Source organism: Georgenia sp. X1117 (genome assembly GCF_057784635.1).
On sequence record NZ_CM173492.1, the window covers coordinates 3,168,599 to 3,185,176 of the forward strand.

Sequence of the window (16,578 nt, forward strand, 5' to 3'; positions counted from 1 at the left end):
ACCCCCGTCCCGACGCGTGCCCGGGGCGTGGACCGGTGCACACTGACCCCATGCCAGGTTCGACCTCCACCGTGCGCCGTGCTGCCCACCCGAGCGCGATCCGGCGCGACTGGGCCACCTTCAGCTCGGTGCTCATGCAGCGACAGACGGCGCTGCGCGACCTGTACCCCGCGGCGACGTCGGTGCAGCGGGCGCTCGGCAGCGTCCTCGCGCTCGCCCTGGCGGTCCTCGGCAGCCTCATGCTCGAGCCCGGGATCGCGCAGGAGCCCTGGGGGCCGCTGCAGGCGCCGGCGGCGCTCGCGGTCGGGATCGTTCTCGTCGTCGGCGGAGCCGTGCTCGCCGTCTTGCTCATGCGGGCGGGCAACCCGGCGGTCGCGGGCACGCTGGCCTGGGCGGTGCTGCCGACAGTCGTCACCGAGGACGGGCGCCGCCAGCACCGCGCCGGCCCGCTGACGGCCCGCCAGCACCAGGCGGTCGAGGAGGCCGGCCGGCTGCTCACCGCCGGCCCGCTGCGGCTGCGGCAGGTGGCCGCCGGCCTGGCGATCCTCGCCGCGGTGGTGGCCACCGTGCTCGCCGTCGGGGCCGTGATCGAGCAGACCCGCGCCTACGCCAACGACGCGACCCTGGGGGCCATGGTCGGCGCCCTCGTGCGCCTGGTGGCCTGCTGGTGGCTGGCGGTCGCCGCCGGCCTGGGGGCCTGGCGGCTCACCGTCGCCCGCAACGGCGGTCTCGGTGTGGGTGGACAGGCGGCCCGGGTGTGGACGCTGCGCCGCGCGGGCGTCGACGTCGTCGACGGCCCGGCGCCCGCGGCTGGCGGCCAGGAGGAGAAGGAGACCTGGGCGGACGAGGGCATGGCCTCGCTGCCGCCCGCCACCGGCAACGAGGGGCACGGTGACCGCCGCAGCGACGGCGGCTACGGCGAACGGCCCGGCCACGGCGGGTACGGCGGCCCGGGCGGACACGACGGTGCCGGTGGGTACGACGGTGCCGGCGGATACGGGGGGCCCGGTGGCTACGGCGGGCCCGAGGGCCAGGGCGGTGCCGGCGCTTACGGAGGGCCGGACGGTCAGGGCGGACCGGGCGGCTACGGCGGCCCGGGCGAGGCCTGGGCCGGCCACGGGCCCGGACCCGATGGGTACGGACCCGACGGGTACGGACCCGACGGGTACGGCCCGCAGCCCGGCGCCCAGGGGCCGGGCCAGAGCGGCCATGACGGCTACGGCCAGCCTCCGAACGGTTACGACCAGCCGCCTGCCGGCTTCGGCCCGCCGCACGGACAGGGCCACGCCCCGGCCGGCTACGGCCAGCCGCACGGTCAGGCCCACGCCCCGGCCGGCTACGGCCAGCCTCCGACCGGCTACGGACCCCCGCCGGGATATGGGCAGCCGGGCCACGGCCCGGTCCAGGGCGCCCACCAGGGCTATCCCGGCGGGTTCGACCCCGGCGCGGGCACGCCCCCCGGGGCGGCGAGCCCGGAGATGTCCGCCGGCCCGGGCGAGGCCTGGGGCCCGAGCCCCGACGGCGTCCCGCACCCCGACCCGACCGCCCTGCGTCCGGCTCCCGAGGGAGCGCACGCAAGCCCGCGCACCACCGGCACGCCCGCGGCGTTCGGCTCCCACGCCGCGCCGTCGTGGCGGGAGACCGGGGAGTGGGAGGAGGTGCCTGACGTCCGCGTCGGCGGCTACCTCCTCGACGGCGGCATCACGCTCGTGGGCCGCGACCCCGAGCCGCGCGGCGGCGAGCTCGTCGACAACCTCATGGTCGTGCCCGACCGCTCGATGTCGAAGACCCATCTCTCGGTCCGCCTGACGGCCGCCAGCCTGCACGTCATCGACCGGGCCTCGACCAACGGCACCTTCCTCGTCGCCGCCGACGGCTCGGTCAGCCGCCTCGAGCCGTGGAACGAGGTCGAGGTGCCCGACGGGGCCGCGCTGCGCGTGGGCGACTCGCTGCTCGAGTGGGACGACCCGTGGTCCGAGGACGAGGACGACGCCGGGCAGACCATCCTGCGCTGAGGCGCGCTCACCAGGCCTCGAGGAGCCGCAGCCACACCTCACTCATCGTCGGGTAGGCCGGCACCGCGTGCCAGAGCCGGTCCAGCGGCACCTCCGCGACGACGGCGATGCTCGCCGCGTGCAGCAGCTCGGCGACGTCGGGGCCCACGAACGTCATCCCGACGATGACCTCGCGCTCCTCGTCGACGACCATGCGGACCTGGCCCGCGTAGTCGTCCGCGTGCAGCGCAGCACCCGCGACCGCGCCGAGGTCCTGATCGACGACGCGTACGCGGATCCCGGCCGCCTCGGCCTCGGCGGCCGTGCGACCCACGGCGGCGACCTGCGGGTCGGTGAACACCACCTGCGTGGTGGCGACCCGGTCCGCTGTCGCGGCGTGCAGCCCCCAGGGCGCGTCCTCGACCTCCTCGCCGGCCGCCCGGTGCGCGATCGCGCTCCCGGCCGCCCGCGCCTGGTACTTGCCCTGATGCGTGAGCGGGCTGCGCCCGTTGGCGTCCCCGACGGCGTAGAGCCACCCGATCGGCGCGCCGTCCGGACCCAGCGCGCGCAGGGTCTCGTCGACGTCGACCCAGTCCTCGCCCAGACCGACGACGTCGAGCCCGAGGCCCGGCTGCGGCTCGCGGCCGGTGGCGACGAGGATCTCCGCGGCGGTGACGACCGTGCCGTCGTCGCAGGTGACCTCCACCCCCGCCCCGGTGCGCCGGACGGCGGTGACGGACACGCCGGTGCACACGTCGACACCGCGTCGGGCGAGCGACTCGCGCACGAGCGGGCCCGCGAACGGCTCGAGGGAACCGAGGAGCTCGCGGCGGGCGAGCACAGTGACCGCCGTCCCCAGGTCGTCGAAGGCCCCGGCGAGCTCGCTCGCGACGACCCCGCCGCCGATGACGACGAGGCTCTCGGGCACCTCGGTGACGGCGACCGCCTCCCGGTTCGTCCACGGCCGCGCCTCCCGCAGCCCGGGCACGTCCGGTACCCGGGGGCGCGACCCCGTGCACACCGCGACGGCGTGGCGCGCGGTCAGCACCCGCTCACCGCCGTCGGGACGGGTGACCGTGACCTCGCGGACGCCGCTCAGGCGCCCGCGGCCGCGCACGAGGTCGATCCCGGCGCCCGCCAGCCAGTCGACCTGACCGGCGTCGTCCCAGCCGCTGGTGAAGGACGTCCGCCGCCGCAGCACGGCCGCGGCGTCGAGCCCCGTCGTCACGGACTGCCGCGCGCCGTCGACCGACAGGGCGGCGCGGCGCGCCTCCCCGCTGCGCAGGAGGGCCTTCGAGGGCATGCACGCGTAGTAGGAGCACTCGCCGCCGACGAGGTGCTCCTCGACGACGACGGCTCTCAGGCCGTCCTGGACGGCGTGGTCGGCGACGTTCTCGCCGACCGGCCCGGCGCCGATGACGACGACGTCGTAGGTGTCGGGCCCCGCCGGACCGGGCTGTGCGGACATCATGACCTCGCTTCGTCGGGCGTGCGGGCCTCTCGGACCCTACGCTGGCCGGATGCGCTGTGCACCCGGTGGCCCCGCGTGATCGAGTTCGACGCGGTCGCCAAGACCTTCCCCGACGGCACCCAGGCGGTCGCGGGGCTCGACCTTGTCATCCGCCCGCGGGAGGTCACCGTCCTCGTCGGCTCCTCCGGCTCCGGCAAGACGACGATCCTGCGGATGATCAACCGGATGGTCGAGCCCACGGCCGGCACCGTGTCGATCGACGGGACGGACGTCGCGACCCGCCCGCCCGTGCCGCTGCGGCGCAGCATCGGCTACGTCATGCAGAGCGCCGGCCTGCTGCCGCATCGACGGGTGGTCGACAACGTCGCCACCGTGCTGCGGCTGACCGGGAGCGGCCGGGCGGAGGCGAACGCCCGGGGGCTGGAGCTCATGGACACCGTCGGGCTCGACCGCTCGCTCGCCCGCCGGTACCCCGCCCAGCTCTCCGGCGGCCAGCAGCAGCGCGTCGGCGTCGCCCGGGCGCTCGCGAGCGACCCGAACATCCTCCTCATGGACGAGCCGTTCGGCGCCGTCGACCCCATCGTCCGCACCGAGCTGCAGGACGAGCTGCTGCGCATCCAGCGCGACCACGCCCGGACGATCGTCTTCGTCACCCACGACATCGACGAGGCCTTCCGCATCGGCGACCGCGTCGTCCTCCTCGCGGCCGGCGGCCGGGTCGTGCAGGACGGCACCCCCGCCGACCTGCTCGCCGCGCCGGCGGACGACTTCGTCGCCAGCTTCATCGGCGCGGAGCGCGGCCGGCGCACCCTGCACGTCGAGCACCGGGCCGGGCGACGGATCCTCGTCGACGGCGAGGGGCGCCCCGCGGGTGTGCTGGCCGACGACCCGGACGGCTCCCGCCGTGCCGGCGCGAAGGCCGATGCCGAGCTCGGCGCCGGGGCCGACGCCGACGGCGGGGCCGAGGCCGGTGCAGAGGCCGACGCCCCGGCCGCGGCCCTCGAGTCCGGGGCCCTCGACGACGGGCACACGCACCGATGACCTGGACCCTCGACAACCGCGAGCTCATCCTCGACCTGGCCCGGCAGCACGCGCTGCTGTGCCTGGTCCCGATCGTGGCCGGGTTCCTGCTCGCCCTGCCGCCCGGCATCCTGGCCTGGCGCTACCGCTCGGTGCGTGGGATCGTGCTCGCCGTCGTCGGCCTGCTCTACACCATCCCCTCGCTCGCCCTGTTCGTCCTGCTCCCGCCGGTGCTCGGCATCGGGTTCCTCAGCGAGCTCAACGTCGTCATCGCCATGACGATCTACGCGGTGGCGCTCATGACGCGCTCCGTCACCGAGGCCCTCGACGCCGTCGACCCGGACGTGCGATCCGCCGCGACCGCGCAGGGCTTCTCCGGGCCGGAGTGCTTCCTCGCCGTCGACCTGCCGCTGGCGGGACCGGTGCTGCTGGCCGGCCTGCGGGTCGTGGCCGTGAGCACGGTGAGCATGGTGACCGTCGGCGTCCTCGTCGGCATCCCCAGCCTCGGGTACCTGTTCATGGACGGTCTGCAGCGGGGCATCGTCGCCGAGATCGTCTCCGGGATCGTCGCGACCGTGGTGGTCGCGCTCCTGTTCGACGTCGCGCTCCAGCTTCTGGGCCGCCTGCTCATGCCGTGGCGCGGGGCGACGGAGGTACGCCGCCGGCACACCCTGACAGCGCGCCTGCGCCTGCGCCCGCCGAACCGCGAGGCGGTCGAGCCTGCGGGCGAACAGGCGGGCGAACCGTTGGGCGAGCCGGCAGGGGGCGCCCGGTGAACCTCTTCGCCGACGCCTTCGCCTGGCTCACCTCGCCCGAGCAGTGGTCGGGGACCGGCTCGCTGCCCGAACGCTTCGGCGAGCACCTGGTCTACACGCTGCTCGCGCTGGGCATCTGCGCGGTCGTCGCCGTCCCGCTGGGCTACCTCGTCGGGCACACCGGGCACGGGCGGCAGCTCGTCGTCGGACTGGCCGGCGCCGGCCGGGCGCTGCCCTCGCTCGGGCTGCTCACCGCCCTCACCCTGCTCGTCGGGGTGGGGGACGCGCTGCTGGCGGCGACCGTCGTCCTCGTCGTCCTCGGCATCCCCTCGGTCCTCGCGGGCGCGTACGCGGGGGTGGAGAACGTCGACGACGCCGTCACCGACTCCGCCCGGGCACAGGGGATGACGCACTGGCAGGTCCTCCTGCGCGTCGAGGCGCCGCTCGGCCTGCCGCTGCTCGTCGGCGGGCTGCGCAGCGCCGCCCTGCAGATCGTCGCCACCGCCGTCCTCGCCGCCTACGTCGGCCTCGGCGGTCTGGGGATCTACATCCAGCGCGGCATCGCGCTGCAGCGCTACGACGAGATGCTCGGCGCCGCGATCGCCGTCGTCGTCCTCGCGCTGCTCGTGGACGCCGTCTTCGCCGTCCTCGCCCGTATGGCCTCGCGTGTGAGCGGCGCGCGGGGCAGACTCGAGGGGTCACCATCGACGGAAGGACGCACATGACGCGTCGTCATGCCCACCGTGCCGCGGTCCTCGCCACCCTGGCCGCCCTCACCCTCGCCGCGTGCGGCTCCGAGGACCCGTTCGACGAGGGGGAGGACGAACCGACGGACCAGGACACCGGCGCGGAGCCCGGTCCCGAGAGCGGATCGGAGTCCGGGTCGGAGTCCGGTTCCGGAGGTGCCTCGACGGGCGAGAGCGTCGTCGTCGGCTCCCAGGCCTACTACTCGAACGAGATCATCGCCGAGATCTACGCCCAGGTGCTCGAGGAGGCGGGGTTCGACGTCGAGCGGCAGTTCCAGATCGGCCAGCGCGACGTCTACCTGCGGGCCATGGAGGGCGGCGAGGTCGACGTCCTGCCCGAGTACACGGGCAACCTCCTCCAGTTCTACGCCCCCGACACCGAGGCCCGCTCCGGCGAGGACGTCGCCGCGGAGCTCGACGCCGCCCTGCCCGAGGGGCTCGCCGTCCTGGAGTACGCCGAGGCGGAGGACGCCGACTCCTACAACGTGACGACCGAGTTCTCGCAGGAGCACGGCATCACGAGCCTCGCGGACCTCGCCGGGTACGACGGGGACATCGTCATCGGCGGGAACGCCGAGCTCGAGAGCCGTCCCTACGGCCCGGACGGACTGTCCGAGTTCTACGGCGTCGAGGTCGACTTCCTCGCGATCGGCGACAGCGGGGGGCCGCTGACGAAGGGGGCCATCCTCGACGGCACCATCACGATGGGCGACATCTACACGGCGGACCCGGACCTGGCGTCCGGCGACTTCGTCACCCTCGAGGACCCGGAGGACATGATCCTCGCCCAGAACGTCGTGCCGCTCGTGCCGGCCGACCTCGCCGAGGACCTGGCCGGCGTGCTGGACCCGGTCAGCGCCGAGCTGGGCACGGACGACCTCATCGAGCTCAACGCACGCAGCCAGGACGAGCAGCTCGACGCGGCGACGATCGCGTCGGACTGGCTCGCCGAGAACGACCTGGGAGGTAGCTGATGGCCACGGTGCGCGACCTGCTCCACGACGGATTCTCGCGGGTGTCCGAGTCGGTGCACCTGGTGGGCGAGGGGCTCACCAGGGAGCAGCTCGACGCCCGGCTCGACCCGGACGCCAACTCGATCGGCTGGCTCCTGTGGCACCTCACGCGGGTCCAGGACGACCACCTGGCCGGGGCGTTCGGCGTCGAGGAGCTGTGGACGAGCGAGGGCTGGCAGGAGAGGTTCGACCTCGACGTCGAGGGGATCGGCTACAGGCACACGTCGGCTGAGGTGGCCGCCGTGACGGGCTTCGACGCCGACCTGCTGCTGGCGTACTTCGACGCCGTGCACGCGCGCACCCTCGAGCTCGTGTCCGCCGTGACGGAGGAGGACCTCGACCGGGTGGTCGACGAGAGCTGGGACCCGCCGACGACGATGGGCGTGCGGTTGATCAGCGTCGTCGACGACTGCCTCGAGCACGCCGGTCAGGCGGCGTTCGTCCGCGGCATCCTCGAGCGGCGGTAGCCGTTAGGCGGTAGGCGGCGGCCCGGCTCAGACGGCGACCAGGTCGCGGCCCAGGCGGCCGTGCGAGACGAGGGCGTCGGCCACGCCCTGCCAGATCGCGTCCGCCCACACCTCGTAGCCGGCGGCGTTGGGGTGGAACAGGTCCTCGGCCATGTGGGTGAACACGATGCCCGGCCACAGCGGGCGGGTCGCCGCGTGCAGCGGTGCCAGGTGCAGGTCGTGGGAGTCCGCGACCTCGCGGATCACCGTGTTCGCCCGCCGCACCCACATCTCGTGCGGGCCGTAGCCGTAGCTGGGCACCTCGACGAGCACGCTGCCGTGCGGCAGGGCGTCCGCGATCGCCGTCGTGCGCTCGGCGAACCCCGGCACGGTGACCTCGCGGTGCGCGACGTCGTTGGCCCCGATCTCGCAGATGAGGAGGTCCGGTGCGCGGTCGAGGCGCTCGAGGAGCGGCAGCTGCTCGGCGATGAGCGTCGTCGTCGTCGCCCCGGAGACCGACAGGTTCGTGGTGACCACCGCGCGGTCGAGCGCCTCGGCGAGCCGGCGCTCGACCCGCGCCACCCAGCCGTTGCCGGGGTCGGGCACGCCGACGCCCTGGGCGGCGGAGTCGCCGACGACCACGAGGTGGAAGGCCTCGGGCACCGAGGCGGGGTCGAGGTCGTCGGAGCGCTGGCGCCAGTACTCGCGGTGCACGGGGACCTGGCGGCTGACGATGTCGCGGCGGCCGAGGTAGGCGGCCGTCGCACCGGCGGTGGCCACGCAGCAGGCGGCCACCGCGCCGGCCACGACGGCGACCGGGTTCACCCGCGAGCGCGCGGGGGAGGAGGGGGCAGGCATGCGGGCCAGGCTATGGCCAGGCCCGGGCGGGTGGCCAGGGGACCGGGACCTAGGTGCGCGCCGCCGCGACCGCCGGGGTGGCGCGCACGGCGTCCCGGACGGCTCCCGCCCAGACCTCGTACCCGCGTGCGTGGGGATGGAACCAGTCCGCGACGACGTACCCGAGGATGCGTACCGGCCACAGCCCGGCCGAGGCGCGGTGCAGACGGGCGAGGACGTGCCCGTGGCGCGCCGCGGACGACGTCGTTCGACCCGATCACGCACAGGACGGGGTCGGCGTCCTGCGCCGCCGAGTCGCCGAGCACCACGAGGTGGAAGGCGTCGTCGTCGGGGATGGACGTACGGGTGGACGTACGGGCGGACCACCAGGCGCGGTGGCTCTCGACCTGTCGGCGGGTACGGAGAGATCCGCACGCGAGGACGCACGCTCCGGTGCCCGCCGCCACGAGTGCGGCGAGCCCGGCCACCACGCCGGGGGAGACTCGCACCGGGCCACGGTATCGCCGGACCGTGTCGCCGGACGATGCCGCGACCACCTCCGTGGGCGGAGTAGGGTGGTTCCCGTGCGTATCGGGCTCCTGCTCCTTAGCTGCCGCGGCGAGGCCTCCTGAGGCCGGCTCCTCGTCGCGGGAGACGTCGTGCTGGCCGCACGTGACCACGACCAGGAGACAGACGATGAAGACCCGCGGCACCACCAACCACCAGCGCCCCTCCGGCATGCCGGTGAGCAAGTACCGGCCCTTCGCCGAGACCAACCCCGTCCGCCTCGAGGGACGGACCTGGCCCGACCAGCAGGTCACCGTCGCCCCGCGCTGGCTCTCGACCGACCTGCGCGACGGCAACCAGGCCCTCATCGAGCCGATGACCCCCGAGCGCAAGCGCGAGATGTTCGACCTGCTCGTGCGGATGGGCTACAAGGAGATCGAGATCGGCTTCCCGGCCGCCTCGCAGACCGACTTCGACTTCGTGCGCTCGCTGGTCGAGGGCGACGCCGTGCCCGAGGACGTCACCGTCTCGGTCCTCACGCAGTCCCGCCCCGAGCTCATCCACCGCACCGTGGAGTCCCTCGTCGGCTTCCCGCGGGCCACGGTGCACCTGTACAACGCGACCGCCCCGGTCTTCCGCGACGTCGTCTTCCGCACCGGCCGCGAGGGCACCCGCGACCTGGCCGTGGACGGCACCCGCGAGGTGATGGCGCACGCCGAGAAGGTCCTCGGCGACGAGACCGTCTTCGGCTACCAGTACAGCCCGGAGATCTTCGTCGACACCGAGCTGGAGTTCGCCCTCGAGGTCTGCGAGGCCGTCATGGGCGCGTGGCAGCCCGAGGACGGCCGCGAGATCGTCCTCAACCTGCCCGCGACCGTCGAGCGCGCCACCCCCAACGTCTACGCCGACCAGATCGAGTGGATGAGCCGGAACCTGTCGCACCGCGAGCACGTGGCGCTGTCGGTGCACCCGCACAACGACCGTGGCTCCGGCGTCGCGGCGGCCGAGCTGGCCATGCTCGCCGGCGCCGACCGCGTCGAGGGCTGCCTGTTCGGCCAGGGGGAGCGCACCGGCAACGTCGACCTGGTGACCCTGGCGATGAACCTGTACTCGCAGGGCGTGGACCCGATGATCGACCTGTCCGACATCGACGAGGTGCGACGCACCGTCGAGCACTGCACGCAGATGGACGTGCACGCCCGCCACCCTTACGGCGGCGACCTCGTCTACACCTCTTTCTCCGGCTCCCACCAGGACGCCATCAAGAAGGGCTTCGCCGTCCGTGACGCCAAGGTCGCCGAGGCGGGTGGCGACGATGCCGCCGTCGTGTGGGACCTGCCCTACCTGCCGGTGGACCCCAAGGACGTCGGGCGCACGTACGAGGCCGTCGTGCGGGTCAACTCGCAGTCCGGCAAGGGCGGCATCGCCTACCTGCTGCACTCCACCCGCAGCCTCGACCTGCCGCGCCGCCTGCAGATCGAGCTGGCCGGCATCGTGCAGAAGCACACCGACGCGTACGGCGGGGAGATCGACGCCGAGCGCCTCTGGTCGATCTTCGTCGACGAGTACCTGCCCTACACGGTGGCCGAGGGCCTCGCGCCTTGGGGGCGGTACACGCTCAGGAGCACGTCGCTGACGTCGCACGGCGAGGGCGGGGACGCCGACCTCACGGTCGTCCTGGACGACGACGGCGAGGAGCTCCTGCTCTCGGGCCGCGGCAACGGTCCCATCGACGCCTTCGTGCACGCGCTGCGCACGATCGACGTCGAGGTCGAGGTCCTCGACTACGCCGAGCACGCCCTGTCCGCCGGCGGCGACGCGATGGCGGCGGCCTACCTCGAGGTCGAGACGGGAGGCCAGGTGGTGTGGGGCGTGGGGGTCGACCCCTCGACGATGACCTCCTCCTTCCAGGCGATCATCTCCGCGGTCAACCGGTCGGCGCGCGGAGCTGCGCAGTAGCGGAGACCGGGCGGTCGGCCGACGGGGGAGCGTGACGGCGTGAGCGGAACGGAACGGTCGCGTGAGACGGCGCAGGTGCGCCTGAGCGGCCTGCTGGTGTGTGCGTCCGCGGCTGAGGCGGAACTCGTGGAGCGGTATCTGCCCCGGCACGTGGAGCTCACCCGGTCCGAGCCGGCCTGCCTCTCGTTCGACGTGACCCCCACGAGCGATCCACTCGTCTGGCAGGTCGAAGAGCTCTTCGCCGACGAGGCCGGGTTCGCCGATCATCAGGAGCGAGCGGCCGCGAGCGAGTGGGGCCGTGCGACGGCGCACATCGAACGCCGCTACACCGTCGAACGGACAGAGCCTCGCTGAGCGTGCTCGTCGGGCAGCGGCTGGTCGGGTAATGCGCTCCGGCGGGATGACCGGGTGGGCCGGTGTGGGTAGCGGGCCAGGTCTGCTCCTTTCGGGCGGCTACGCCTTTCCTGCTGGCTGGGCCGCCCTGCTGATCCGACCCGCCCCTTCCTGATCGGCGGGTCCCACCTCCTGCGCCCGAACAGACGTTCGAGCATGTTGATGGTGTCGCCGCTGTGGACAGCTGCCCTGAGTCGGCTGTCGATGCCGAGCCCGGCCCCGTTCCGCCCGAGGTGGTCCTGGCATGCCCGCTACCTGGCGCTGATCCGGTCGAGGAGGGTGTCGGCGCCAGGCCCGAGACGGATCGTGACGTTGCCGGCGGAGACCACGAGGGTGTGGGCTCGAACGATCCGCCCGTCTCCATGCTCCGCGCGGCGCACGCATCGGCAGAGCTGAGCGAGGTCGACCGGCACGCGGTCGGTGGCACACGCGCCCACGAGTCGGTGGATGCCATCGATCAGGTGCAGCGGCGGCCCACCGCGGTGCGGTCCGGCGTGCTTGCGGCCGTGGCGTCCGACGGTCTGTGGGCGCTCGACGGTCACCACACGATGAAGGCCTGGGTGCGCGATCGCACCGACGACGGACGGCTGCCACGTGGCGGGATGGCTGGACCCGGTATCGGGCGAGGTCGTGCACATGGCGCTCAACGCGCACATGGGCGCACGTTCCGTGGACGACTACCGCACGCCGGGCGGGCGCCCGGGGCTGACCGGCACGGGAGGCTACGCCGGGCCGTCCTGGACCTGGTCGAGGAACTCGCTGATCGTGGCCCGGCTCCGGGCCAGGCAGGCGATGCGCCCGTCGATCTCGGTGAGCTCGGCGGCGAGCTCCTCGGCGACGTCGCGGCTGCAGGTCGCCGCCATGTCGCTCGCGCCGAGCCGTTCGAGCTCCATGACGACGCGCACCAGCCGCGTGGGCATGCCGGACCGGACGAGTACGGCGACCTGCACGACTCGCTCGACGTCGTCCTCGGAGTAGCGGCGGTACCCGTTCGGCGACCGCTCGGCCGACAGCAGGCCCTGCTGCTCGTAGTAGCGGAGCAGGCGCGGGGAGACGCCGCTCCGGTCGGCGAGCTCACCGATCTTCATCGCGGTGCCTCCCGGGCAGCCGGGGCGAGCGCCGTCGTGCGTGCGCCATCCTTGACATTGACATCAGTGTCAAATTTTAGCGTGTCGCCATGACCTCGCACCAGGTGCCCCGCACCCTCGGAAATCCTCCTGCGCGCACGCCCGGCGGTGAGCGCCTGCCCTGGGTGGCGCTGGGCTCGATGAGTTTCACCGTCCTCGTCGTGGTCAGCGCGGAGATGCTGCCCACGGCCGTGCTCCCGCAGCTGGCGGCCGACCTCGACGTCTCCCTCGCCAGCGTGGGCATGCTCGTCTCGGCGTGGGCCGCGACGGTGGTCCTCGCCACCGTCCCGCTGTCGAGCCTGACCGCGCGCCTCGACCGCCGCGCGCTCATCGTGGGCTCGCTCGTCGTGGTCGCCCTCGCGACGCTGGTGACGGGCTCGGCGCGCTCCTACGGCCTCGTCCTGGGCTCCCGTCTCGTCGCGGCCGGAGCGACCGGCCTGCTCTGGTCCACGATCAATGCCCACGCTGCCTCGATCGTGCCGGAGCACCGGATCGCCCGCGCGACGTCGGTCGTGCTCGCCGGTGGCACCGTCGGCACGGTCGCGGCCATTCCGCTGGGCAGCGCCGTCGCGGGCTCCCTGGGGTGGCGGGCCCCGTTCATCGGGCTCGGCGCGCTTGCGCTGGTCGCTGCGCTCGTCGTGGCGCTCGCGCTCCGACCGGTTCCGGGTGCGGCCGAGGGCGATGCCGCTCCGGCACCGGAGGTCGGGGCGTCGCGGGCCGGCGCCCCGCGGCCGCGCGGGGACGACGGCTCGCGTCCGCGACTCTGGCCCGTCCTGGCCACGGGTGGCCTTGGCGGCCTCGTGCTCGTCGCCCACTTCGTCCCCTTCACCTTCGTCGCCGAGCTCCTCGCGGGCAGCCCCGTCCCGCTTCCGGTGCTTCTCGTGCTCTTCGGCGTCGCGGGCGCCGGGGGAGTCGCGATCGTCGGTGCCGTGAGCGACCGCCACGCGCGATCGACGCCGGTGGCCTGGGCGCTCGCCATGGTGACGGCGCTCGCGAGCCTGGTCCTCCTCGGACGGGGCGGAGCGGGCGACGTCGCCCTGGTCCTGTGGTGGGGCACGGTGCTCGGGGCGGGCGGTCCCGCGATCCAGTCCTCTGTCATGCGCCTGGCCGGGAGCGCGCACCGGCGCACCGCGGGCACCGTCATGCCGGTCGCCATGAACCTGGGCATCGCCGTGGGGGCGGCGCTGGGCAGCGGTGCCGTCGACCGATGGGACGTCGGCGCGCTGCCTCTGCTCGGCGTCGTGCCGGCGGCGCTGGCGGTGCTCGGTCTTCTCGCCGTCGCGCGCGGCCTGGGCGACCCGCGTCGGTGACGCGCCGATGTCGGCGCAGGGGAGACAATGGTCGGGTGAGGCTCTACCGGGACGAGGCGGTGGTCCTGCGCTCCCACGACCTGTCGGAGGCGGACCGCATCGTCACCATGCTCAGTCGCGGGCACGGCCTCGTCCGGGCGGTCGCCAAGGGGGTGCGCCGGTCGAGCTCTCGCTTCGGCGCGCGCCTGGAGCCCTTCACGGTCATCGACGTCCAGCTGCACTCCGGCCGCAACCTGGACACGGTCACGCAGGTCGAGACGATCGCCCCCTACGGCCGTGCGCTCGCCGCCGACTACTCCCTCTACACGTCGGCGACGGCGATGGTCGAGACCGCGAACCAGCTCACCCAGGCGGAGGAGGGGCCCGCGCCGCAGCAGTACCTCCTGCTCATCGGAGCCCTGCACGCCATGAGCACCCGCCGCCACGCCGCCACGCTCGTGCTCGACTCCTACCTCCTGCGGGCGCTCGCCGTGGCCGGCTGGGCGCCGAGCTGCTACGACTGTGCCCAGTGCGGCGCGGAGGGGCCCCACCGCGCCTGGTCGACCCACATGGGTGGCGCGGTGTGCGCCGCCTGCCGCCCGCCGGGCGCCGCCTCGCCCGCGGTGGAGACGATGGAGCTGCTCGGCGCCCTGCTCTCGGGGGACTGGTCGGTGGCCGACGCCTCCCACCAGCGCCACCGCACCGAGGCCTCGGGGCTCGTCGCCGCGCACCTCCAGTGGCACCTCGAGCGTCGGCTGCGCTCGCTGGCACTCGTGGAGCGGGCATGAGCGGCGCGGAAGGGCGCGAGGGAGCGCCGCCCCGCAGGCGCGATGGCGCAGGTGGAAGCAACGGCGCCGGCGCGCGTCGGGCGCCCGTGCCACCCCCACCGCACCCCTCCGGCGCACGCCCGCCGCGCATCCCGCGCGACCTCGTCCCCGCCCATGTCGCCGTCATCATGGACGGCAACGGTCGCTGGGCCAACGCCCGCGGCCTGCCGCGTACCTCCGGCCACGAGGCGGGCGAGGCCTCGCTGCTCGACGTCGTCGCCGGCGCGATCGAGATCGGCGTCACCCACATCACTGCCTACGCCTTCTCCACCGAGAACTGGAAGCGCTCGCCCGCCGAGGTCCGCTTCCTCATGGGCTTCAACCGCGACGTCATCCGTCGGCGCCGCGACGAGATGCACGACTGGGGCGTGCGGGTGAGGTGGGCCGGTCGACGGCCGAGGCTCTGGGGCTCGGTGATCCGGGAGCTCCAGACCGCCGAGGAGATGACCCGCCACAACACGACCGCCACCCTGACGATGTGCGTCAACTACGGCGGTCGCGCCGAGCTCGCCGACGCCGCCGCGGCGCTCGCCCGCGACGTTGCCGCCGGCGCCGTCAACCCCGACCGGGTCACGGAGCGGACCCTGGCCCGCTACCTCGACGAGCCCGACCTGCCCGACGTCGACGTCCTGTGGCGCACCGGCGGCGAGCAGCGCACGAGCAACTTCCTGCTCTGGCAGTCCGCCTACGCCGAGCTCGTCTTCACCGACGAGGCCTGGCCCGACGTCGACCGTCGCTCCCTGTGGCGCGTCGTCGAGGAGTACGCCCGCCGGGACCGGCGCTGGGGCGGGGCGGTCGACCGGTCGGCCGACGGCGTGGGCGAGAGCTCCGAGAGCTGAGGGGCCGCACGACCAGCACGAATACCCACCAGTATGGGATGGGTCACTCAGGTGAGGCTTGCCTGGCCTCACCCTGCCCGGATACGTTTTCGCCACGTCCACGTAGCGTAAATGGGCGTCCCGGGCCACGTGCCGCGGGCCTTCCCTTCTGATCGAGAGCTGGTAGTCGTGCGTCTGACCCGAATCCGCGTCCTCGCCGTGGCGAGCGTCGCGGCGCTCACCCTTGCCGCCTGCGGCGGTTCCGAGGACCCCACCGACGAGGCCGAGGACACGTCCACGCAGTCCGAGGACGACGAGGGCGAGGAGAGCGACTCGCAGGACGGGGAGTCCGACCCGCAGGAGTCCGGCTCGGAGTCGGGCTCGGAGTCCGGTTCCGAGGGCGCCGGCGACGACTCCGCAGACAGCTCCAGCGACGGCGCCGCGGGCATCTCCGGCGCCGAGCTGCCCATCGAGATCGAGCACGCGTTCGGCACCACCGTCATCGAGGAGGTCCCCGAGCGGGTCGCCACGGTCAACTGGGCCAACCACGAGGTGCCCCTGGCCCTCGGCGTCGTGCCGGTCGGCATGGCGGCCGCCAACTTCGGCGACGACGACGGCAACGGCCTGCTGCCCTGGGTCGAGGAGGAGCTGGCCGAGCTCGACGGCGAGGAGCCGGTGCTCTTCGACGAGACCGACGGTATCGACTTCGAGGCCGTGGCCGGCACCGAGCCGGACGTCATCCTCGCCGCCTACTCCGGCCTCACGCAGGAGGACTACGACACCCTCAGCGAGATCGCGCCCGTCGTCGCCTACCCGGAGACCGCCTGGGGCACCGAGTGGCGCGACGTCATCTCCTACAACGCCGCGGGCCTGGGCATGGTCGACGAGGGGGAGGAGCTCATCACCGAGCTCGAGGCCGAGATCGACGAGACCGTCGCCGCCCACCCCGAGCTCGAGGGCGTCTCGACGATGTTCCTCACCCACGTCGACGTCGCCGACCTGAGCACCGTCAACTTCTACACCGCCAACGACACCCGCGCGGCCTTCTTCACCGACCTCGGCCTGGCCACCCCGGCCGCCGTCGAGGAGGCCTCCGCCTCCGGCGAGTTCTCCGGCTCGGTCAGCGCCGAGCAGGTCGACATGTTCGAGGACGTCGAGCTCATCGTCACCTACGGCGACCAGGAGCTCGTCGACACCCTCGAGGCCGACCCGCTCCTGTCGCAGATGCCCGCTGTGGCCGACGGTTCCATCGTGTTCCTCGACGGCTCCGGCCCGATGGGCACGGCGGCCAACCCGACGCCGCTCTCGATCTCCTGGGTCCTCGAGGACTACGCCTCGCTCCTGGCCGAGGCAGTAGCCGGTTCCCAGTGACGGAG

General features: G+C 73.9%; 16 protein-coding genes. 12 read left to right on the forward strand and 4 right to left on the reverse strand.

Features of this window, described 5'->3' with window-relative positions; genetic code table 11:
* Window positions 1-50 precede the first annotated feature (50 nt).
* Window positions 51-2,015 carry an FHA domain-containing protein gene (locus AC3D3D_RS14600; RefSeq protein WP_463662465.1) on the forward strand — a complete coding sequence of 655 codons (1,965 nt, stop codon included), beginning with the start codon at window positions 51-53 and terminating at the stop codon, window positions 2,013-2,015.
* Between the two features lie 7 nt (window positions 2,016-2,022).
* Here the strand turns inward: AC3D3D_RS14600 and AC3D3D_RS14605 are convergent, their stop codons facing one another.
* The gene (locus AC3D3D_RS14605; protein WP_488512205.1) at window positions 2,023-3,465 is read right to left on the reverse strand and encodes a dihydrolipoyl dehydrogenase family protein; all 1,443 of its coding nucleotides are present in this window, start codon (window positions 3,463-3,465) and stop codon (window positions 2,023-2,025) included.
* A 75-nt stretch (window positions 3,466-3,540) separates the two neighbouring features.
* Here AC3D3D_RS14605 and AC3D3D_RS14610 point away from each other — a divergent pair, with 75 nt between their 5' ends.
* The 5 genes from AC3D3D_RS14610 to AC3D3D_RS14630 are packed head-to-tail and all read left to right on the forward strand — an operon-like array spanning window position 3,541 to window position 7,466.
* A complete protein-coding gene (locus tag AC3D3D_RS14610) occupies window positions 3,541-4,506 on the forward strand; it encodes an ABC transporter ATP-binding protein (RefSeq protein WP_463662463.1) in 966 nt (321 codons plus the stop codon).
* Window positions 4,503-5,261 carry an ABC transporter permease gene (locus AC3D3D_RS14615; protein ID WP_463662462.1) on the forward strand — a complete coding sequence of 253 codons (759 nt, stop codon included), beginning with the start codon at window positions 4,503-4,505 and terminating at the stop codon, window positions 5,259-5,261. Before AC3D3D_RS14610 ends, AC3D3D_RS14615 begins: the two co-directional genes overlap by 4 nt.
* A complete protein-coding gene (locus AC3D3D_RS14620; protein ID WP_463662461.1) occupies window positions 5,258-5,965 on the forward strand; it encodes an ABC transporter permease in 708 nt (235 codons plus the stop codon). The genes AC3D3D_RS14615 and AC3D3D_RS14620 overlap by 4 nt, the downstream gene beginning before the upstream one ends.
* Window positions 5,962-6,960, forward strand: a complete 999-nt coding sequence (locus tag AC3D3D_RS14625) for an ABC transporter substrate-binding protein (RefSeq protein WP_463662460.1) — start codon at window positions 5,962-5,964, stop codon at window positions 6,958-6,960. Before AC3D3D_RS14620 ends, AC3D3D_RS14625 begins: the two co-directional genes overlap by 4 nt.
* Window positions 6,960-7,466 (forward strand): mycothiol transferase, encoded by a 507-nt coding sequence (locus AC3D3D_RS14630; RefSeq protein ID WP_463662459.1) that lies wholly within the window; start codon window positions 6,960-6,962, stop codon window positions 7,464-7,466. Before AC3D3D_RS14625 ends, AC3D3D_RS14630 begins: the two co-directional genes overlap by 1 nt.
* A gap of 27 nt (window positions 7,467-7,493) precedes the next feature.
* On the opposite strand, the gene AC3D3D_RS14635 is transcribed toward AC3D3D_RS14630, so the two are convergent.
* Window positions 7,494-8,303: an SGNH/GDSL hydrolase family protein gene (locus tag AC3D3D_RS14635; protein WP_463662458.1), complete on the reverse strand. Its 810-nt coding sequence runs from the start codon at window positions 8,301-8,303 to the stop codon at window positions 7,494-7,496.
* Window positions 8,304-8,978: 675 nt separating this feature from the next.
* Between AC3D3D_RS14635 and leuA the strand changes: the two genes are divergently transcribed.
* Both leuA and AC3D3D_RS14645 read left to right on the forward strand, forming a co-directional pair.
* Window positions 8,979-10,748: a 2-isopropylmalate synthase gene (gene leuA / locus AC3D3D_RS14640; protein WP_463662457.1), complete on the forward strand. Its 1,770-nt coding sequence runs from the start codon at window positions 8,979-8,981 to the stop codon at window positions 10,746-10,748.
* Window positions 10,749-10,787: 39 nt separating this feature from the next.
* Entirely contained in the window at window positions 10,788-11,102 is a 315-nt protein-coding gene (locus AC3D3D_RS14645; protein ID WP_463662456.1) for a putative quinol monooxygenase, read from the forward strand.
* Between the two features lie 290 nt (window positions 11,103-11,392).
* Here the strand turns inward: AC3D3D_RS14645 and AC3D3D_RS14650 are convergent, their stop codons facing one another.
* The gene (locus AC3D3D_RS14650; protein WP_463662455.1) at window positions 11,393-11,683 is read right to left on the reverse strand and encodes a hypothetical protein; all 291 of its coding nucleotides are present in this window, start codon (window positions 11,681-11,683) and stop codon (window positions 11,393-11,395) included.
* 180 nt (window positions 11,684-11,863) lie between these two features.
* Window positions 11,864-12,229: a MerR family transcriptional regulator gene (locus AC3D3D_RS14655; RefSeq protein WP_463662454.1), complete on the reverse strand. Its 366-nt coding sequence runs from the start codon at window positions 12,227-12,229 to the stop codon at window positions 11,864-11,866.
* Window positions 12,230-12,318: 89 nt separating this feature from the next.
* On the opposite strand from AC3D3D_RS14655, the gene AC3D3D_RS14660 reads away from it, so the two are divergent.
* The 4 genes from AC3D3D_RS14660 to AC3D3D_RS14675 all read left to right on the forward strand — a co-directional run bounded on the left by AC3D3D_RS14660 (window position 12,319) and on the right by AC3D3D_RS14675 (window position 16,573).
* Window positions 12,319-13,578 carry an MFS transporter gene (locus AC3D3D_RS14660; protein ID WP_463662453.1) on the forward strand — a complete coding sequence of 420 codons (1,260 nt, stop codon included), beginning with the start codon at window positions 12,319-12,321 and terminating at the stop codon, window positions 13,576-13,578.
* Between the two features lie 35 nt (window positions 13,579-13,613).
* Window positions 13,614-14,345: a DNA repair protein RecO gene (recO, locus tag AC3D3D_RS14665; protein WP_463662452.1), complete on the forward strand. Its 732-nt coding sequence runs from the start codon at window positions 13,614-13,616 to the stop codon at window positions 14,343-14,345.
* Between the two features lie 86 nt (window positions 14,346-14,431).
* Window positions 14,432-15,223: an isoprenyl transferase gene (locus AC3D3D_RS14670; RefSeq protein ID WP_463662451.1), complete on the forward strand. Its 792-nt coding sequence runs from the start codon at window positions 14,432-14,434 to the stop codon at window positions 15,221-15,223.
* A 168-nt stretch (window positions 15,224-15,391) separates the two neighbouring features.
* Window positions 15,392-16,573 (forward strand): iron-siderophore ABC transporter substrate-binding protein, encoded by a 1,182-nt coding sequence (locus AC3D3D_RS14675; protein WP_463662450.1) that lies wholly within the window; start codon window positions 15,392-15,394, stop codon window positions 16,571-16,573.
* Window positions 16,574-16,578: the final 5 nt, after the last annotated feature.

Bases quoted from the DNA above. Each gene is read 5' to 3' on its own strand.
- AC3D3D_RS14600 (WP_463662465.1), top strand. From the start codon at position 51: ATGCCAGGTTCGACCTCCACCGTGCGCCGTGCTGCCCACCCGAGCGCG.
- AC3D3D_RS14605 (WP_488512205.1), bottom strand. From the start codon at position 3,465: ATGATGTCCGCACAGCCCGGTCCGGCGGGGCCCGACACCTACGACGTC.
- AC3D3D_RS14615 (WP_463662462.1), top strand. From the start codon at position 4,503: ATGACCTGGACCCTCGACAACCGCGAGCTCATCCTCGACCTGGCCCGG.
- AC3D3D_RS14625 (WP_463662460.1), top strand. From the start codon at position 5,962: ATGACGCGTCGTCATGCCCACCGTGCCGCGGTCCTCGCCACCCTGGCC.
- AC3D3D_RS14630 (WP_463662459.1), top strand. From the start codon at position 6,960: ATGGCCACGGTGCGCGACCTGCTCCACGACGGATTCTCGCGGGTGTCC.
- AC3D3D_RS14635 (WP_463662458.1), bottom strand. From the start codon at position 8,303: ATGCCTGCCCCCTCCTCCCCCGCGCGCTCGCGGGTGAACCCGGTCGCC.
- leuA (WP_463662457.1), top strand. From the start codon at position 8,979: ATGAAGACCCGCGGCACCACCAACCACCAGCGCCCCTCCGGCATGCCG.
- AC3D3D_RS14655 (WP_463662454.1), bottom strand. From the start codon at position 12,229: ATGAAGATCGGTGAGCTCGCCGACCGGAGCGGCGTCTCCCCGCGCCTG.
- AC3D3D_RS14660 (WP_463662453.1), top strand. From the start codon at position 12,319: ATGACCTCGCACCAGGTGCCCCGCACCCTCGGAAATCCTCCTGCGCGC.